Raw genomic sequence first — 1985 nt, 5'->3', positions numbered from 1 at the left:
TAAAGCTTATTGTTACCAACAGTAGCATAACGATTGCGATATTGAACATGGTCTGCACCATAGTATTCGAGCTTGTGGTTACCATAGTGTCGTAAGCCAGTAATGGCATCGCCGTTGCCCCCAAAGTAATAAAGCTTATTGTTACCAACAGTAGCATAACGATTGCGATATTGAACATGGTCTGTACCATAGTATTCTAGTTTATTGTGGCCATAGTGTCGTAAGCCGGTAATAGCATCACCGTTGCCCCCAAAGTAATATAACTGGTTGTTGGCAGCAGTTAAGTAACGGTTACGATATTGGACATGATCGTTTCCATAGTATTCGAGCTTGTTATTACCATAATGACGCAGTCCTGTAATAGGTTGTCCGTCATTACCGTAGTAATATAATTTGCTACCTTTCCATTGATACTGATTACGGGTCATTTGTTTCGATTGGATTTTGTAAGTTATAGGCTTGATTTTCATTGCAGCTGAACTAGTGGCCATTAGTCTTACTTGTGTAGCTGGCTTCGTGTTAGGTGTGGCTGCAGTGCTACTAGCTATTTGATTGTATGCTTGACTTTTGGAAACAGCCGACGTTGCAATTTGTGACGTAGCTTGACTGGAGGCAGCATTAACAGCGGTCGTGCTAACTTGACTAGTTGGTTGATTATTAGAATTAGCGGTCGAGTCAATTGTTGTTGCTTGAACACTAGCTGTGGTGGCGGAGTTACTGGAAGGAGCTGCCAATGATGTTTGATCACTACTCTGACTAGTAGTTGAAGAATCTGTGGCTTCAGTAGAAGCTTTACTCTTTGCCGCGTTCACAACTGTCTGATTCGGGACTTTGTTGTCAGCATGAGCAAAAGTTGTGGTTAATGCAGTTGAGCCAATAAATGAGATTACTGAAAGCCCCATGACTATCCAGAGCTTACCAGATTTGTAAAGTTTATAATGCACAGCCCTTTCGGAATTTGATGGGTTGTCTGTTCTTAAGTCCATAATTATATCCCCCTGCTTTGTATAATTGATGAGTTTCAAATTATATAATAATTATAACACTCATCGCCGCGTGAGACATTAGGGTACACCCTATTGTCTCCTTCCTGAGCTGTGGTATAATAGATCAAACGTGTGAGACATTATAGTGTGACACAGTAACTTTTAAACCTTAATCAGATCAACTAGTTGAGTAGTTGCCCAGAAACTGACGTCAGAATTAATATGATAAGAAGGCAAATATATGAAAATTGGTTATGCTAGGGTGTCGTCTGAAAATCAGAATTTAGCTCGGCAGATTGAAGCTCTAAAAAAGTCTGGTGTAGAGAAAATATTTCAGGAAAAAGTTTCCGGAAAATCAGCTCAAAATCGCCCTGAATTGCAAAAAATGTTAGAGTTCATTCGTGAAAAAGATATTGTCACTGTTTTGGATTTAGATCGACTTGGTAGCAATGCTCAGGACATTACTGACACCATTAACTTGATTCAACAAAAGGAAGCCACACTAGATGTTTTAAGTTTACCGAGTTTCACTGATATACAAGATGTTAACTTACGTGGTTTATTAACCAATTTGGTTTTTGAAATATACAAATATACAGCTGAAGAAGAGCGCAACAAAATTCATGCTAGGCAGAATCAGGGAATCCAATTAGCTAAGGAGCGCGGGGAGTATAAAGGAAGAAGGCGGCAATATAGTCCACATGGATCAAAACGCTACCTATATAAAAGGGTAGTTCAAATGCTCAGGGATGGAACGAATATTGCACAAATTGCAAGGAGTACTGGCGTACAACGACGACAAATTTATCGTATTAAAGAATATGCTTTAAAAGTTGGCGACTTAGGCACTCCCAAAAGGGAAGTGAATAGCTAGGGCCTACAGGACAAGTTAGTGTTTTTTAGGGACCATCGGTCAAATAATAAAGCACTTACATTGATAAAACTAAAGTGAACCCTTAAAATTGGACAACTTTATTAAGCTGCTTTCTGGACGGTAAG

Annotated in this window: 2 protein-coding genes; one reads left to right on the top strand and one right to left on the bottom strand. The window is 39.3% G+C overall.

Going from position 1 to position 1985, the window contains the following annotated elements; all coding sequences use genetic code 11:
- A partial coding sequence (locus MMY95_RS15460) for a KxYKxGKxW signal peptide domain-containing protein (protein WP_241277812.1) occupies positions 1 to 986 on the bottom strand: 986 nt, incomplete at its 3' end.
- A gap of 241 nt (positions 987 to 1227) precedes the next feature.
- Between MMY95_RS15460 and MMY95_RS15455 the strand changes: the two genes are divergently transcribed.
- On the top strand, positions 1228 to 1860 hold the full coding sequence (locus MMY95_RS15455; protein WP_241277811.1) for a recombinase family protein: 633 nt from the start codon (positions 1228 to 1230) through the stop codon (positions 1858 to 1860).
- Positions 1861 to 1985 lie beyond the last annotated feature (125 nt).

Origin of the sequence: Lactiplantibacillus sp. ME-2 (assembly GCF_022549155.1) — a bacterium.
GTDB lineage: Bacteria > Bacillota > Bacilli > Lactobacillales > Lactobacillaceae > Lactiplantibacillus > Lactiplantibacillus plantarum.
The sequence above is the reverse complement of the archived record's forward strand: the minus strand, read 5'-3'. Positions and strand labels throughout refer to the sequence as shown.

What these genes read in the sequence shown, in the direction of transcription:
- MMY95_RS15455 (WP_241277811.1), top strand. Translation starts at nt 1,228, where the DNA reads ATGAAAATTGGTTATGCTAGGGTGTCGTCTGAAAATCAGAATTTAGCT.